Source organism: Myxococcaceae bacterium JPH2 (assembly GCA_016458225.1).
Classification (GTDB): domain Bacteria; phylum Myxococcota; class Myxococcia; order Myxococcales; family Myxococcaceae; genus Citreicoccus.
The window spans coordinates 1-1,179 of the sequence record JAEMGR010000114.1; the positions used below are offsets into that span (position 1 = coordinate 1).

Sequence of the window (1,179 nt, forward strand, 5' to 3'; positions counted from 1 at the left end):
ACGCCGGCGCCAACAGTGCGACCGCCCTCGCGGACGGCGAACCGCAGCTCCTTCTCCATCGCCACCGGGGTGATCAGCTCCACCTCGATCGCGATGTTGTCGCCCGGCATCACCATTTCAACGTTGTCCGGCAGCTTCACCGTACCCGTCACGTCCGTGGTGCGGAAGTAGAACTGCGGACGATAGCCCTTGAAGAACGGGGTGTGACGGCCACCCTCCTCCTTCGACAGCACGTAAATCTGGGCCTTGAACTTCGTGTGCGGCGTGATGCTCCCGGGCTTGGCCAGCACCTGGCCGCGCTCCACGTCCTCACGCTTCAGGCCACGCAGCAGCGCGCCGATGTTGTCGCCCGCGCGACCCTCGTCGAGCAGCTTGCGGAACATCTCCACGCCCGTGATGACCGTCTTCTGCGTCGGGCGGATGCCGACGATTTCGACTTCCTCGCCCACCTTGATGATTCCGCGCTCGACGCGGCCCGTGCACACCGTGCCGCGGCCGGCGATGGAGAACACGTCCTCCACCGGCATCAGGAAGGGCTTGTCCGTCGCGCGCTGCGGCGTCGGGATGTAGCTGTCCACCGCCTCCATCAGCTTCAGGATGGCAGGCTCGCCGATGTCGCTCGTGTCACCCTCGAGCGCCTTGAGCGCCGAGCCAGGGACGATGGGAATCAGGTCCCCAGGGAACTCGTACTTCTTCAACAGGTCACGAACCTCCATCTCCACCAGCTCGCGGAGCTCGGGGTCGTCCAGCATGTCCACCTTGTTCAGGAAGACGACGATGTACGGAACGCCGACCTGGCGCGCCAGCAGGATGTGCTCGCGCGTCTGCGGCATCGGACCGTCCGCCGCCGACACCACCAGGATCGCGCCGTCCATCTGCGCCGCGCCCGTGATCATGTTCTTCACGTAGTCGGCGTGGCCCGGGCAATCCACGTGCGCGTAGTGCCGGTTCTTCGTCTTGTACTCCACGTGCGCAGTGGAGATCGTGATGCCGCGCTCACGCTCCTCCGGCGCCTTGTCGATCTGATCGTACGCCATGAACGTCGCGCCGCCGCTCTTGGCCAGCACCTTCGTGATGGCCGCCGTCAGCGACGTCTTGCCGTGGTCCACGTGCCCAATCGTTCCGATGTTCACGTGGGGAAGGCTACGATCGAACTTTTCCTTGGACATGACACTCCTC

1 protein-coding gene is annotated in these 1,179 nt (G+C 64.9%); it reads right to left on the bottom strand.

Annotated elements, in window-relative coordinates; translation table 11 throughout:
- Positions 1 to 1,169 (bottom strand): elongation factor Tu (gene tuf, locus JGU66_36350; GenBank protein MBJ6766248.1); only part of this gene is annotated, 1,169 nt, incomplete at its 3' end.
- Positions 1,170 to 1,179 lie beyond the last annotated feature (10 nt).